Annotated in this window: 14 protein-coding genes and 5 pseudogenes; 2 read left to right on the top strand and 17 right to left on the bottom strand. The window is 68.0% G+C overall.

What is annotated here, in order from left to right; translation table 11 throughout:
- Positions 1-116: 116 nt before the first annotated feature.
- The 6 genes and pseudogenes from ACWDVB_RS18305 to ACWDVB_RS18280 all read right to left on the bottom strand — a co-directional run bounded on the left by ACWDVB_RS18305 (position 117) and on the right by ACWDVB_RS18280 (position 3,842).
- The gene (locus ACWDVB_RS18305) at positions 117-575 is read right to left on the bottom strand and encodes a MarR family transcriptional regulator (protein ID WP_451515885.1); all 459 of its coding nucleotides are present in this window, start codon (positions 573-575) and stop codon (positions 117-119) included.
- Positions 572-1,066 carry a MarR family winged helix-turn-helix transcriptional regulator gene (locus ACWDVB_RS18300; RefSeq protein ID WP_451515886.1) on the bottom strand — a complete coding sequence of 165 codons (495 nt, stop codon included), beginning with the start codon at positions 1,064-1,066 and terminating at the stop codon, positions 572-574. Before ACWDVB_RS18300 ends, ACWDVB_RS18305 begins: the two co-directional genes overlap by 4 nt.
- Before the next feature lie 184 nt (positions 1,067-1,250).
- Positions 1,251-1,443: pseudogene (locus tag ACWDVB_RS18295) on the bottom strand (IS5/IS1182 family transposase); the annotation flags it as partial.
- A gap of 114 nt (positions 1,444-1,557) precedes the next feature.
- Entirely contained in the window at positions 1,558-2,043 is a 486-nt protein-coding gene (locus tag ACWDVB_RS18290; protein WP_451515887.1) for a GNAT family N-acetyltransferase, read from the bottom strand.
- 122 nt (positions 2,044-2,165) lie between these two features.
- Positions 2,166-2,744, bottom strand: a complete 579-nt coding sequence (locus tag ACWDVB_RS18285) for a hypothetical protein (RefSeq protein WP_451515888.1) — start codon at positions 2,742-2,744, stop codon at positions 2,166-2,168.
- Positions 2,745-3,389: 645 nt separating this feature from the next.
- A complete protein-coding gene (locus ACWDVB_RS18280; protein WP_451515889.1) occupies positions 3,390-3,842 on the bottom strand; it encodes a hypothetical protein in 453 nt (150 codons plus the stop codon).
- A gap of 252 nt (positions 3,843-4,094) precedes the next feature.
- On the opposite strand from ACWDVB_RS18280, the gene ACWDVB_RS18275 reads away from it, so the two are divergent.
- Positions 4,095-4,298 (top strand): hypothetical protein, encoded by a 204-nt coding sequence (locus ACWDVB_RS18275; protein WP_451515890.1) that lies wholly within the window; start codon positions 4,095-4,097, stop codon positions 4,296-4,298.
- Positions 4,299-4,713: 415 nt separating this feature from the next.
- Positions 4,714-5,754: a methyltransferase gene (locus tag ACWDVB_RS18270; RefSeq protein ID WP_451515891.1), complete on the top strand. Its 1,041-nt coding sequence runs from the start codon at positions 4,714-4,716 to the stop codon at positions 5,752-5,754.
- Between the two features lie 109 nt (positions 5,755-5,863).
- On the opposite strand, the gene ACWDVB_RS18265 is transcribed toward ACWDVB_RS18270, so the two are convergent.
- The 11 genes and pseudogenes from ACWDVB_RS18265 to ACWDVB_RS18215 all read right to left on the bottom strand — a co-directional run bounded on the left by ACWDVB_RS18265 (position 5,864) and on the right by ACWDVB_RS18215 (position 13,728).
- Positions 5,864-6,607 (bottom strand): VOC family protein, encoded by a 744-nt coding sequence (locus tag ACWDVB_RS18265; RefSeq protein WP_451515892.1) that lies wholly within the window; start codon positions 6,605-6,607, stop codon positions 5,864-5,866.
- A gap of 225 nt (positions 6,608-6,832) precedes the next feature.
- Positions 6,833-7,023, bottom strand: a pseudogene (locus tag ACWDVB_RS18260) (shikimate kinase); the annotation flags it as partial.
- A 43-nt stretch (positions 7,024-7,066) separates the two neighbouring features.
- Positions 7,067-8,038, bottom strand: a pseudogene (aroC, locus tag ACWDVB_RS18255) (chorismate synthase).
- Between the two features lie 115 nt (positions 8,039-8,153).
- Positions 8,154-8,429: pseudogene (locus tag ACWDVB_RS18250) on the bottom strand (carboxyl transferase domain-containing protein); the annotation flags it as partial.
- Positions 8,336-8,728: pseudogene (locus tag ACWDVB_RS18245) on the bottom strand (carboxyl transferase domain-containing protein); the annotation flags it as partial. The pseudogenes ACWDVB_RS18245 and ACWDVB_RS18250, both read right to left, overlap by 94 nt.
- 84 nt (positions 8,729-8,812) lie before the next feature.
- The gene (locus tag ACWDVB_RS18240; RefSeq protein WP_451515893.1) at positions 8,813-9,340 is read right to left on the bottom strand and encodes a flavin reductase family protein; all 528 of its coding nucleotides are present in this window, start codon (positions 9,338-9,340) and stop codon (positions 8,813-8,815) included.
- Positions 9,341-9,366: 26 nt separating this feature from the next.
- Entirely contained in the window at positions 9,367-10,014 is a 648-nt protein-coding gene (gene phzG, locus ACWDVB_RS18235) for a phenazine biosynthesis FMN-dependent oxidase PhzG (RefSeq protein ID WP_451515894.1), read from the bottom strand.
- Positions 10,015-10,024: 10 nt separating this feature from the next.
- Positions 10,025-10,858 (bottom strand): PhzF family phenazine biosynthesis protein, encoded by an 834-nt coding sequence (locus tag ACWDVB_RS18230; protein WP_451515895.1) that lies wholly within the window; start codon positions 10,856-10,858, stop codon positions 10,025-10,027.
- The gene (locus tag ACWDVB_RS18225) at positions 10,843-11,226 is read right to left on the bottom strand and encodes a hypothetical protein (RefSeq protein ID WP_451515896.1); all 384 of its coding nucleotides are present in this window, start codon (positions 11,224-11,226) and stop codon (positions 10,843-10,845) included. The genes ACWDVB_RS18230 and ACWDVB_RS18225 overlap by 16 nt, the downstream gene beginning before the upstream one ends.
- On the bottom strand, positions 11,216-13,108 hold the full coding sequence (locus ACWDVB_RS18220; RefSeq protein WP_451515897.1) for a chorismate-binding protein: 1,893 nt from the start codon (positions 13,106-13,108) through the stop codon (positions 11,216-11,218). The genes ACWDVB_RS18225 and ACWDVB_RS18220 overlap by 11 nt, the downstream gene beginning before the upstream one ends.
- Positions 13,105-13,728: an isochorismatase family protein gene (locus tag ACWDVB_RS18215; RefSeq protein ID WP_451515898.1), complete on the bottom strand. Its 624-nt coding sequence runs from the start codon at positions 13,726-13,728 to the stop codon at positions 13,105-13,107. Before ACWDVB_RS18215 ends, ACWDVB_RS18220 begins: the two co-directional genes overlap by 4 nt.
- Between the last annotated feature and the right edge of the window lie 36 nt (positions 13,729-13,764).

Genomic DNA, 13,764 nt, shown 5'->3' with positions numbered 1-13,764 from the left:
CGGTCCATGCAGGTGGGTTTCGGCGAGGTAGCTGGTGGGGGTTGCGCCGTAGCGGGTGTCCAGCCCTCGCCGCTCGTGACGGTGCCCCGAGCCGGGAACAGGCCCAACCGGCTCGGTCAGGCGCTCAGCGCCGCAAGCTCCGCGTTGGCGCGCTCGGTGACCAGGGCGTGGACGCGGCCGGCGGCGGCCAAGTCCTCGGCGGGGATCCCGCCCCAGATGCGGGCGGAGATGGGGGCGGTCTCCGCGCCGATGGCGGCGAGGAGCTCGCGCCCCGCGTCGGTGGGGCGAAGGTGCACACCGTCGGCGACGAGCAGCTGCTTGGCCCGCAGCTCGTCGAGCGTGGCGCGGATGTCGGCCGGATCCGCCTTGAGGGACTCCTGGACCTGAGTGAGGAGATCGTCCGGCGTCTGCGGGGCGTCGGAGGTGACGGCGGCGCGCAGGGCGACCTGCTGCTGGAACGTGGCGCCGTGCCGGGCCAGAACGCTCTCCAGGACGCCGCGGGCGGCATAGTGGGCCAGGGCGAGGTCACGGGCGTTGGCGACGGGTGCGGTGGTGGTGGATGCGGTAGTGGTCATGGTGTTGTCCTCTGATTGCTCTCGTCGTTCGGTATGGATGGAGCGAGAGGTGCGTCGAGCAGGGTCGTCAGCTCGCCGGTGAACGCACGCGTCCGCGGGGCGTCGAGGCCGCCGAGTGGCTCCAGCAACTGCTGGAGCAGTTCCTGGACCACCGCGATGGCCTGTCGCGTGACGGCCTCGCCCTGCTCGGTGAGCGCCAGTTGTACGGCGCGTGGGTCGCGGGGATCGCGGGTGCGGTCGATCAGACCGGCCGACTCCAGGGCGCGCGACAGCTTCGAGACGTACAACGCCTCCAGGCCCGTGTGGTCGGCGAGTTGGCGCTGGCTAGGACGCTCGCCGGCGCGCTGCATGCCGTGCAGCGACGCGACCAGCGAGTACTGCGCGTGGGTGAGGCCCAGCGGAGCCACCGAGCGATCGACCGCGACGCGCCACTTGTTGGCGAGCCGCCACACCAGGAATCCAGGCGTGGGAATCAGTGAACCCATACTCATGACGGATAGAGTACATGGACATTATGTCTATGGCTACTCTTCCGCCAGGTGCGACATCGCACCCGACTCGGTGCCGCGACGGGGCGCCAGAACACCCTCGGGGGAACCCCCTCCAGCCCTGATCACGTGCTGGGGGTGAAGGCTCCACAGCCTGATGATCGATCCGCGTAAGTGGAGCCTGGCAAGCAAGGTAACTGGCGGGGGTCTCGTCGTGGCGGGTGACCAGCCCTCGCCATTCCTTGATCGTGTTGATGCCGTTGCTCGACGGTGTTCCTCTCCTTGAACAACTCGGCATCATGGGAGAGCGGGCGACCACCCTTCGAGCCCCGCTTCTTGCGGTTGGCGGTCTGGTCCTTCTTCTCCGGGATCACCGGGCCGAAGCGGCGGTCGGAGAGAACAGGCAGCTGGGCCAAGGTGAAGTGGGCCTTGACCCAGCATCAGTTCTTCGTGCAAGCGAACACGATCATCGTGTGGTGGCCCTCCGCGCCGGCCTAAATCCGGCTGGCGATCCTCTGGAATTGACACTTCTCGGCCACCCTGATCGAGGCCGTGTTCTCCGCGGCGGCCTCAAGCAGGACCTGGGTCAACCCGAGCTCACGCAGGGCCCATGTCACGACCAATTGCACGGCCCGTGGGGCGATGCCCCGGCCGCGATGGGCAGGGAACACGCTGTAAGCGATCGTTGCCACGTCATCGGCCCGGAACTGCAGGTTGATGATCCCGGTGGGTTCTTCTGTCGTGACGTCGGCGATCACCAGTGGGGCTGCCTGTCCGGTTCGCCATGCTTCTTCGACCCGGGACATACTCGTACTGCGAGCAGCCTCATCCATGGGTGTGTCGTTGAGCCATCGACGCGTATCGGAGTCATGGCTTGCCGCCCCGATCGCATGCAGATCTGACTCACGCCGGAACCTCACAGCGACCACCCCATCCGCGAGCGGCTCCGTCAACGGTTCGATCGGCCTCAAGCGCCCCATGCGGTGACCCTATCCATCTTGCAAGATCCTGGCGAAGAAACCTTCCTGAGTCGTGGAGGGCCTTGACCACAGGATCAAGATGTTCAAGCGCCACATGTTCGGCCGCGCAGGATTCGAACTCCTCATACCAGTAGCTCATCGCGTTGCCGTGGGTGCCCTCCACATAGTCGAGGTTCCACCGAGGCATTGTCGTACTTCCAGTACAGGTCGTACTTTTTGTCCTCGTCGTCGACGCTGGAGGAGTTGTAGGAGATGTCCAGGGCGGGCTGGGAGCCGGCGGCCGGCGCCGGCGGCTGTAGCGGGTACGACCAGGTGAAGGTTCCCGCGCTGCCGCCTGCCTCCCAGGTGGACGAGGCGGTCAGCGGGGTCGCTTTGAAGTCACCACCACCGGACTGCGTACCGGCGGAGACCGCCAGGAGCAGCGTCCGGCCGGTGCCGGAGCGCGCGCTGGGGGCCGCGCCCTTGGCCGCCGGGGCAGTGGTCGGGAAGTCCAACTGGGTGGCGAGACGCTGATCGCCGCGCTCGTTCACGGACGGCAGGGGCTCCGCCTTGTGGCACTTGGCCGCCTCGGGCGAGCGCAGCGCACAGTCGGAGATGCGGGCGACCTGCAGCCGGCCTGCCCAGTCGCCGCCGTAGGCCGTGGCGAACTTCCCGTAGCGGATGCCGAGTTCGGCTCTGCCACCGGTCGCAGGACCCGTCACCTCCGCGCGTCGGCGTGGGCACGCCGCACGGCGTCCCGGTCGGCCTGCGCCGCCTTCGCCATTCGGGCAGCCGTCTTCTTGTCCGTCTTCGCCTTGAAGGGCGACACGTCGGCCGACTTGAGCGTCTTCAGGTCGGGGCGGCCCAGTGGATCGGGGTGCGCCCCCGTAGGCGCTGGTGCTGGTCACGGCGGTCGCCGTCCCCACCCATGGCCGGAGTTCCGGCTTTTGCAGAATCTGCGGCCCTCACCAGGACGGCGACGTCAGGGCAGGGGCCAATGCGTGGCGACCCAGAGGCATGGATCTGCTCCACACCGCCGTCGGGTGCCACTGGCTGAATGCGTGTATGCGGGCGTTGGGCCCGTCGGGGCGGAGCCGGGGGCCCGCGTGTGCGTGCCCCCGGCGTCCGTCACTCGTCGCCGGGCGCGCGCCCAGCACCTTGGAGCGGACCTGGTCGGCGGTCATAGCCCCGGTCCACACCCGGACCTCGTCCAGGGAGGCGGGCAGGTAGTGCCCGTTGAACCCACCGGCCCCGCCACGCCCGGCGGCGAGTTCACCGCCGCCCTGCTCGATCGCGGGGAAGGCGGCACCGTCCTCCTGCGCCTGCTCGGTCTCACTCAGGTACAGGTGCGTGTTGCCGAAGCCGCCCTAGCGCCAGAGGTAGCCGTCGGCCCAGACCTTCTCCACCCACAGCGCCCACGACGACTCCTTGCCGTCCGGGGTGGACTGACCGAAGACCTGGGCGCGGGAGCCGACCTTCATGGCCGCGAACTTCGCACCGTCCAGCTTGACGCCGGCGGTCACCGTAAAGGAACCGGTCTCGTCCACCACCGGGCCGGTGGTGGACATGTAGCCCGAGCTGCCGTCGAGTTCGAGCTCCTTGTCGTCGGGGTCCACGACCGCGCCGGTGGTCGAGATGTCCATCGAGCCGATTGCGTACGAGGTGGACTCGGCGACCTTGCCGTTCTCCGCGGTGGCGGAGTCCCAGTAACCGACCAGCTCGGTCGCGGGCACACTGTCGGTCTCCAGGCCCGCGTCCTGGCGCAGCTGGTCACCGGTCAGCGCGCGCTGCCAGACGTTGACTTCATCGAGCCGGCCCATGAAGTTTTCACCCCAGGCGCCGCCGACCTTCGACCGTCCGAACTGCAGACCCTCGGTCGAGACCCAGGGCGTGTATGCGCTGGAGGCCGCGTACAGCTTGACCGGCTGGCCCTGCGGGCGTCCGTTACCGTTGCTGCTCTCTGATGAGGCGCGGGCGGCGTTGGAGCGGTGGACGCGGCGGGCGTCGTCGGCACAGGCGCTTGCCCTGCGCGCGCGGATCGTGCATTCAAGCTGCCGACGGATCCGTTGTTCATGGAGAAGGTCTACGACGTCGTCCTCCTGTACTTCAACCCGCCCGAGTGCGCGGTCATCAGCGCCCTGCACCGCCAGCACCGGGCAGCGGAGTTCAAGAAGTTCCTGATCCGCATCGACGAGGAGATGCCGGGGCACCTGCAGATCCACCTGATCGTGGACACTACGGCACCCACAAGACTCCCGGGACCGAGAGTCGCGTAACGGCCCGTCGGGGCATCCACCGCACAGGACAGAACTCGTGCCGGCTGGACCGGGCATGTCCGCGAGCCACGCCCGTTGGACACTCGACGCACTCAAGCACCGCCACCACGACCTCTCACCGAAAGAGATCGCCTTACGAAGGGCATGGTTCCGATCGACGAACATGCACGCATCCTTCAGCGAAGGACTGCTTCGTGGCACAAAATTGAAGATTCCTCTGCGCGCGCTACCGTCGCCACCGAACAGGCCCAGAGAATTCCCTCAGTTCACCGCTCGGCCGCAGGCACCCACAAACAGCTGAACCGCTGAACGGAGACTGCACCCCAGGTCTCTCTTTCACTCAGCCATCTGAAGTGAACTGGGTGTGCCGACGGCACGTGCGAAGACCGCGACGACTACGAACGGAAGTGATCGAGTGACCGCCGATATCGCCGCCGACAACGAGCTGAGTCTGGATGCCGCAAAGGGGCGCATGCTGGATTTTCAGAACGGCCTGAGGCTGGCCCATCTGCTGTACGTTGTGGCCGAGCTGGGCGTTGCCGATCAGCTCACCGCGGGTCCGCTGCCGGTCGACGAGATCGCCAAGCGAGTTGACGCACATCCGGGTACCTTGTACCGCGCGATGCGGGCAATCGCCAGTCGAGGGGTGTTCACCGAGGTGGCCCCTAGCATTTTCGCGCTCAACACCATGGCTGAGACTCTGCGCTCGGACATCCCGGGTTCGCTTCGGGACCACTTCCGGTATGAGGGACAGCCCGCGCTGCAGCAGGCGTACGCCGCTCTGGGCTACAGCATCCGGACGGGAGAGTGCGCTTTCGAGCACGTACACGGCACCGACCTGTTCTCGTATCTGACAGCGCGTCCTGAGCTGGACCAGATATTCAACAACGCGATGGGGGAGATCGTCAGTCACCTCCAGGGTGTCGCAGTCGAGGCCTATGACCTGTCCGGGATTCGGCAGATTGTGGATATCGGCGGCGGCCACGGCTACCTGGTGGCTCGAATCCTCGAGCGCTACCCGGAAATGCGGGGCGTGGTGTTCGACCTCCCCCCGGTTGTTTCGGGGGCCACCGAAGTGCTCACCGAAGCCGGTGTCATCGACCGCGCCGAGACAGCCGGCGGTGATTACCTGACCTCTGTGCCCGCCGGTGCCGACGCCTACGTGATTTCCCATGTGATTCACCAGTTGAGTGACGCAGAGGCAATCACCGTGCTCAAGAACATCCGTGCGGTCATGGACCCCTCCGGCCGGATCGTCATCCTCGATCCGGTGATCCCGCAGGGGGATGTCCCGCATCCCGGGAAGTTCTTGGACATCGTAATGATGGCGCTCACCCCGGGCCGTGAACGCACGGAAGCCGAGTTCGTCAGCCTGTTCAAGGCAGCCGGGCTGCGCCACGCGGAGACGGTGGCGCTTTCGGCACCCTCGAGTGTCATCGTCGCCGTGGCCGACTGACCCCGGGGCAGCTCGGACGGCGGGGCCTCCTGGCAGCTCGAGTCGGCTATGCCGCCCGCGCGCCAGGAGGTCCTGCTGTCCGTAGCCAAGAAACTACTCAGGGTCTTCGTCAGACTCGGGCGACCAGCGCGAAGGTGATGTCGGACGGGTCCTTCAGTACGGCGACACGGCCGCCGCCGCTCGTGTTCGTGGGAGCGGAGACGAGCGTGCCCCCCAGGGAGACCGCTGCGGCCGACGCCGTATCGACATCCTCGACGCCGAAGTGCAGGCTCCAGCCTGCCGAGCCGGCGGGCCCGTCGGTGATGCCGCCGAATTGCGTTGCGTCACCGGCCGCAGCAGCCTGAATGACGCCGTCAGCCTCCGAGGGCTCGATCGTCCAGCCGAAGACCTGCGCATAGAACGACGCGGAACCACCGACGTCCGGAGTGCTCAATCCGAACCAGGACGGTGTGCCACGTTCGCGCATCAGGCCGGAACCGGGGTGCTTGTCCGGCTCCCACGCGCCGAAGACCGCCCCGTCAGGAGCCGCGTAGACGGCGGCACTGCCGGCCACCGACACCTTCCTCGGAGGGCTGACCACCTTGCCTCCAGCGTCCTCCACCGCTGTCGTCGTCTTGAACAGGTCATCCGTCATGAAGTAGACGCTCCAGCCTGCCGAATGCTCCTCGCCCTCCTTGAGCTTGATCGCGCCGACGATCTTCTCGCCCCGAAGAGTGAAGTTCACGTAGCCGCCCGGAAGCTCGAGGGGCTCCCACCCGAAGAGGGAGCTGTAGAAGGTGCGCGCCGAAGCGACATCGGGGGTGTCGAGATCCGCCCAGCACGGTGCGCCCGGAAGGTGACGGGTGATCTTCATCGTTCTCTCCTCACACTGCAGCAATCGCTCTACGTCGCCATGGGCCGACCTGCTTCAAGGCCCAGCCCGACCAGCGTGGCGGTGCCCCGCAGCCCAATTCCAGCGAGAACCCGCAACTCGCGTATTCCTTCCATCAGTTGTGTCGGCCATGTCGAATTCAGTCACGGCTTCACATCCCAGGTTGACCGAGGGTTGGTGCCCCACCCGTCTCAATATCTTTGCGTCGAGGACGGCTTGGGCGACTTCCGTGTACAGATGGCGACGTGCCTTCATCAACCCCGCCACTGCTTCCGGGGCCGGGTGTCGGCGTCGAGGATCGCGCCGCCGGCGAGCGCGAGACCACCCTCGTGCTCGGCCGGCGCCATCGCGACCGTGGTCTTCCCCGGCGCGCGGAGGTACACCTCGCCCTCGTCGACTTGCCCACCCCCATCGGGCCGACCAGGACGACCTGCGACCCGGTCACCGGATGGGGAGGTTGTCGAGGTACGCCTGCGCGTTGCGGCGGGGTCGGGGCACGCTGTCACCGCCGAACTTCTCGGCCACCGCGTCCGCGAGGACGAGGGCCACCATGGCCTCGGCCACGATCCCGGCGGCCGGCACCGCGAACACGTCGGAGCTGGTGGTGGGCCGCGGGCCTCACCGGTGGCGACACCGACGTTCAGAGCGCGCGGCACGGTCGCGATCGGCTTCATCGCCGCCCGTACGCGCGGCAGCTCACCCGCGGTCAGACCGCCCTCGGTACCACCCACGCGCCCGGAGACCCGGCGGATGCCCTCGTCGGTCTTGACGATCCCGTCGTGCGCCTTCGAGCCCGGGCACCCGTGTGGGCTCGAACCCGTCACCGATCTCGACGCCCTTGACCGCCTGGATGCCCATGCGAGCTCCGGCCAGGCGGGCGTTCAGCTTGCGGTCCCAGTGCACATCTGAGCCAAGACCCATCGGCACCCCGTAGGCGAGCACCTCGACCACACCACCGAAGGTGTCGCCGTCCTTGTGTATCTGGTCGACCTCGGCCACCACCGCCTTCGACGTGTCCGCGTCGGGTACACACCCTGCGGTGCCTTCACGGAGCACAGCTCGACCACGTGGCTGACGGTCTCGATGCCGACAGCCTCCTTGAGGTACGAATGTGCGATCGCCCCCGATGCAACCCGGGCGGCCGTCTCGCGGGCCGGGGCCCGCTCCAAGATCGGCCGCGCCTCGTCGAACCCGTACTTCTTCATGCCCGCCAGGTCCGCGTGACCGGCCGCGGACCGTGTCAGCGGTGCATTACGCACCATGTCCTTGAGGATCTCCGGGTCGACGCCGCCGGGCCAGGTGGTCCGCCACCATCTCCGTGGTGATCGGAATGCCGGCGGGAAGCCCCTTCAGCGCCGCCACAGGTGCGGCTCCGTGCGACTCCCCTGCGGTCAGCCGGCGCAACCTGCTCAACGGTGCTCCTCCTGCAGCTCTCGGGGGACCCACGGGGATGTCGAGGGCTTTCCCGGCCCGGTAGACCCTCCAGAGGGCCACGCATAGGTGAGGTCGGCGCCGCGTGGCAATAGGCGTACAGCAGGTCGGCGCTGTCTCGCAGATCCTCGAACCGAGGCGAGGAATCAGGGGCTTCGACAGGCCTGTCGGTCAAGGTGACGAGGGGAATACCAAAGGCATCGCAGAAGCGCACGAATCTCGCCACCGACCCGCAGGTCTCAGCGTTCAGCCCGCCTTGGAGCAGCCGGTGCTGGTTGATCACCAGGCCGACGACGTGGCCGTCCAGGCGCACGAGTGTGCAGATGATCTCGCGCTGCGGGGCCGTGCCGTCCACCGAGGCGACTTGCCGCATCTGGCGGCGAGCAGGACGCCGACCCGTGGGATGACCCCACACGCATGGGCGATGCGCCGGAAGAAGCCCCCATAAGCGGCGGGCGGGACGTTCTCCCCGACACGGTCTCCGGCCACGCTGTTCAGCGAGACCAGAGGGGCTCGGGACGCGATGGCCATGGCCATGGCCGTGATCCGCTCCACCGTCATGAGGTGGGCTTCACTCAGGACGCCGCCGCTGTCGGGAAGTCGTGGGCGTACAAGAAGACTGGGCGACCCTCCACCTCGCCCCAGCCCAGCGATCACATCGTCCGCAGGCGGCCGCCCGTCCTGCGGGACTGAGTCCGTCGCGGCGGTGCGACTCGTAGACGACGGCGACCTTCACGTCGCGCTCCATGGCGGCGCTCACCAGTCCGCCAGGTGCAGGACCGTGGCCGGTTCCTCGTCTCTCGCCACGAGAGCACCGTCGGCCGGGTACGCGAACGCCCGGTTGTAGTACACCAGCGGCGTCCGGTCGTCCGCGTGGGTGTCCACGACTCGGCCGATGAGGATGCTGTGATCGCCGGCGTCGATGATGGCGTGCATCGTGCAGGCGACTCGGGCGCAGGCGTCGTGCGAACCGGGCAGTCCCAGTTCACAGGCTTCCATGTCACCTGCGGCGAACCGGTCGACCCCTGACTCGGCGAAGCGTCGCGCGACCATGTCCTGACCGCATGCGAGGACGTTGATCAGGAAACGGTCGGTGGACGTGAACGCCTCGTGCGTGCTGGCGGTCTTGTTCAGGCAGACCAGGACGAGGGGCGGGTCCAGGGAGACGGAACTGAACGAGTTGGCGGTGAATCCCCAGCGCTTGCCCGCGCCGTCGATCGTGGTCACCACGGTCACCGGTCCGGGAACCCTGGCCATTGCCTGTGTCAGGGCTGTGTGGTCCATCGTGTCATCTCCGGGTTCGTCGCGGATCAGGGCTGGAGGCGGCTCGTACGCCAGCCATGGCCCTGTCGGTCGTAGCGCAGCCTGCGGTGCAGCCGCTGGGAGTCCGCGGACCAGAACTCCACGACGGTCGGCGCCAGCAGGTACCCGACGTACGCGGTGGGGCGGGGCAGGGGGGTGCCGGGAGCTCCCAGGCGGGCCGCTTCGGCGCGCAGTGCCGACACGGCCGCCATGTCTTCGAACGGTGTGCTCTGCCGGGAGACCGTGGACATGGAGTGCATGGGGATCGGCCGACCGAACCAGAGGGCATCGGATTCGGCGTCGCCGAGCTGCGACACCGGGCCGGAGAGGATGAGCTGCTGGCCGGTCTCCCGCCAGTAGAGCAGGCCACAGGCCCATCCGGTGGCGGCCAGTTCGACGCCCTTCTGACTGGTGCTGTGGGTGGCGAAGACCAACCCGCGGTCACTGACGTCGGTGATGGCGACGATGCGGTTGGAGGCTCGCCCTCTGGTGTCGGCGGTGGCCAGGGCGAGCGCACGGGGTTCCCGCACTCCGCGCGCGGTCGCCTCGACAATCCATTGGCGGACGAGCGGCATGGGGTCGGACGGTGGGTGCTCGTATTCGGGGAAGTCGATGTCGACCTCGCCGGTGAGGCTTTCGAACTGGCTGGTGTTCACGTGGTCCTCGCTAGACGTAGAGGGCGCCGCGCGCCGCGATGGCTCCGTGGCCGCCGACCTGCACGCTCCGGACGTGTTCCCCCGCGCCTTCCGCGGTCGCCAGCATGAGAGAGGGGCGGCCCATCTCGACCCCCTGGAGGATCTGGAGCCCTTCGCCGTACGCGCTGAGGCCGTGTCGGGCCAGGTGGATGGCGAGGGGGCCGGCGGCCGATCCCGTCGCGGCGTCCTCGACCACCCCGTAGGCGGGCGAGAACATGCGTGCCCGCCAGTGGACGCCCTCCCCCGCAAAGCAGTTGGCTGCCATGTCCGGGAACTGGCCGAGGGCTCTGTGGTCCGGCGTGAGGGCCGACAACGCGGCGATGCTGTCGAGCCCCACGAAGACGTGCCGAGGGCCATTGCGGTAGATCTCAACCGGTGCCGTGGACTTCGGGACGCCGAGTGCCTCCAGGAGCTCCGTGGTGTGCTCGTACGGCTCCCAGGTGGGTATCGGCTGCTCCATCCGCACTGTCGGTATGCCCTCGTCGTCGCCCAGCTGGAACGGGATGAGCCCCATGGCGGTCTCCAGCACAAGCTGCTGCTTCTTCAGGGTCTGTCCCAGGGCCACCGCTGTGCCGAGCATGGGATGCCCCGCGAACGGCAACTCGTTGACCGGAGTGAAGATGCGGATCCGGGCGTCGCCGCCCTGCTCGGGCGGCAGGACGAAGGTGACCTCGGAGAGGTTCATCTCCCTGGCGATGCGCTGCATCGATTCGGCCGTCAGGTCGGCGGCGTCGAAGAAGACGGCTACGGGATTGCCTTCGAGCGGGCGGCGTGCGAAAGCGTCCACGACTACGTACTCGTGCATGATGCTCCTCCCCTGTGGACGGATGTGGTGGTCGCCACCACTGATGCGAACACGGGCCCCAGGTCCGCCAGTTCGTGGGTGGCGTACGCTCCCTCGACCGTGGCCTCGACGTCGAACCTGGTCCGGTGGTCGGGTAGGCGTCCAATAAGTTCCGCGGCGCGGTTCGGCGGGAGGCCGGCCGGCCGGTCCGACTCCCAGAGCATGACCGCGCCCCAGCGGTTGTGCTGCCTGTCCGCCATCCAGAACTTCAGCCGCAGGCCCGGGACTTCGCGCCAGGCGTCGACGGCCTCGTCCCGCAGGTGCTCGCGCAGGGAGTCGATGGTCTGCGGGGAACCGTCGAGTTCCCACCAGGCGATGTCAACCCGCACGGCCGAGCACCTCCCGGATGGCCTGCCCGACGATGCGCGGACCGTCGACGGTCAGGACCGACTCGGCGTGGAACTGCATCGAGGCGAAACCCGGGCCGCGGAGTGCGTGCACGTGGCCGCTGTCCTGGTCACGGCTCACTTCCACAAGCCCGATCCGCTCGATCTCGATCTTGTCCTCGGCACTGTGGGCGGCGAACGTGTTGTAGAAGCCCACGTGTTCACGGGAACCGAACAGGTCGATCTCCCGCTGCACGCCCTGGTTCGGGACATCCCGGCGGACGAGGTCGAGGCCCAGGGACAGGCTGAGCACCTGGTGGCTCAAGCACACGGCGATGAACGGCTGGTGCCGCTCCAGAAGGCCGTCGATCGCCGAACGGAGATGACGGATCTTGGGGTCTCCGGCGACCCGCGGGTCTCCTGGGCCGGGCCCCATCACCACGAGGTCGTGGCCGCCGAGCCCATAGGGCTCGTCGAAGCGGCTGACCGACACCCACAGTCCCAGCGCGCGCAGTTGGTGTCGCATCATCGCCGTGAAGGTGTCCTCCGCGTCGATGATCAGGGCTTTCAGCCCGGCCAGCCCGGTGACGGCGGGCCGGCGGCCGGTGTGCTCCTGCAGCCAGAACTGGGCGATGCCGGTGTTGCGACGGCTGAGGGCCGCACGGACGTCAGGATGTGTTGCCAGACTGCGGGGGTGTCCGGCTTCCAGCGCGGCGAGGAGTCCGGAGGCCTTGGCGCGTGTCTCTTCGACCTCTGAGGCCGGGTCGGAGTGCCTCACCAGCGTGGCGCCCACTCCGATCTGTACCCGGCCGTGTGTGTCGATGTCCGCGGTGCGGATGAGGATGGCCGAGTCGAGTGAGCGCTCACCGTTGGCGTCCCGGCCGATCAGCGCGGCCACGCCGCTGTAGTAGCCGCGGCCTTCGGGTTCGTACTTCCGGATGACGCGTGCCGCGCTCTCCAGCGGGCTGCCCGTGACCGTGGGGGCGAACATCGTCTCGCGCAGGATCTCGCGTACGTCGCGGTCGGTCCGTCCCTCGATGAAGTACTCCGTGTGGGCCAGCCGGGCCATCTCCTTGAGGTGCGGGCCCAGGACGCGGCCACCGTTCTCACAGATGCGGGCCATCATCTTCAGTTCCTCGTCGACGACCATGTACAGCTCGTCTGTCTCCTTGCGGTCCGCGAGGAACGCGGTGACGCCCTGCAGCGTGGGCCCGGCAGGTGGATATCGGTACGTGCCGCTGATCGGGTTCATCACGGCCGTGCCGCGGTTCACGGAGATGTGGCGCTCGGGTGTGGCGCCGACGAGGGTGCGTTGGCCGGTGTGGATGAGGAAGGTCCAGTACGCGCCCTGCTCACGCTCCAACAGGCGCCGGAAGAACGCCAGCGCGCTGTCGAGGGAGTAGTCGCTGATGTCGGCCACGAAAGAGCGCTTGATGACGAAGTTGGCGCCTTCCCCCGTGCCGATCTCGTCCGTGATGACACGTCGCACGGTCGCGGCGTACTGGTCGTCGTCCACGTCGAAGCCGTGGGACGTCACGCGCGCCGGAGTGCCGGGCAGCCGTACGAGGATCTCGGGCACGGGCACCCTGGCCTGACCGGTGACCGACAGAGCGATGGCCGGTGAGCCGTCGTCGGGCACTGTGAAGCCGCGCTCAGCGATCTGCCGATACGGCACCACGACCAGGACCTCATGTCCGGCCCCGGACGAGTCGTCGTCCACCTCGGACAGCGGGATGTCCGCCAGCGTCTCGGGGAGCGTGACGTCTCCGACCAGAACGTCGACCATGTTCGGTGTCCCGCACTCTGGCCGGTGCAGCAGAGCGAAGGCGTCCGGCTCCAGGCTCAGGATGCCGGCGAGCAGGTCGTCGCCGTCTCGGCCACTCACGCGAACACATCCCCGGACGGAACGACCATCGCGCAGCGCTGCGCCGCGTAGCCCAGTGCGAGCCGGTGATGATGCTCGGAGAAGTCGCCCAGCGTGTCGGCAGCCAGGAATGCCTGGATGTCGTTGGTGAAGGCTTCGAGCGCCGTTGCCAGAACACCGACGTGCGCGTAGACGCCACAAAGGATGAGCTGATCGCGGCCCGCGGCCCTCATGCGCTCCAACAGGTCCGAGTGGTGGAACGCGCTGTACCGCCACTTCGTGAACGTCCAGTCGCCGTCGGCCGGGGCCAGTTCCGGCGTCACCTCCCGGTCGGCCGGGTCGGTGCGCATGCCTGGCCCCCAGAAGTCCTTCAGGAGCCCGCGCTGCTCGTCCGTCATCCGGCCGGGCTGTGCGGTGTACGCCACCGGCACCCCGAGGGCCGCGCAGCGCTTGCGCAGCGTGGCCGCGTTGTGGACGAGCTCGGAGCGCAAGGGGTCCGGCAAGGTGTTGAGGAAGTAGCGCTGCATGTCGTGGACGAGGAGGACTGCACGTTCCGGCCGCGGCGTCCAGCGCGCCACATTCTCCGGCAGGCTCTCAGCGGTGGGCAGGGGGTAGGTAGCGATGGGAGGTAAGCCGGCCATCGAGTGGCTCCTTCCAGACGGTGTGGCCGAGTCAGC

This window comes from Streptomyces sp. NPDC003379 (genome assembly GCF_053589195.1).
Note: the sequence above shows the minus strand (reverse complement) of the source record. Positions and strands in the feature narration are given on the sequence as shown.